At 47.2% G+C, this 265-nt stretch carries 1 protein-coding gene; it reads right to left on the bottom strand.

The window, feature by feature from the left end; genetic code table 11:
- Positions 1–22: 22 nt before the first annotated feature.
- The coding region (locus tag P5674_RS26325; RefSeq protein WP_315670535.1) for a reverse transcriptase domain-containing protein at positions 23–265 on the bottom strand (243 nt) is incomplete at its 5' end.

A 265-nucleotide genomic window follows, 5' to 3' on the forward strand; every position in this document is an offset into this window, starting at 1 on the left:
AGTTATTTCGGGCATTTCAGCCCTATTTCATACCCGAACGTCTCGCACCTGCATCAAGAACATAATATTGTCCTTTATTAATGGCAGCGTAAATCCTGCCTATTGCATCCTGGGCTGACCGTCCGGGACGGAACCCATAGCTTGTGCTTTCAAATCTCGATTCCCATTCAGGTTCGAGAGCCGACTTAACCAAGGCTTGCCTTGCTCTGTCTTGGATTGTGGGTATTCCTATTCCAGCTTTTTTCATCCCTGCCAGGTTTTGGTT

The organism is Limnospira sp. PMC 289.06 (genome assembly GCF_032350395.1).
Taxonomy (GTDB): Bacteria; Cyanobacteriota; Cyanobacteriia; order Cyanobacteriales; family Microcoleaceae; genus Limnospira; species Limnospira platensis.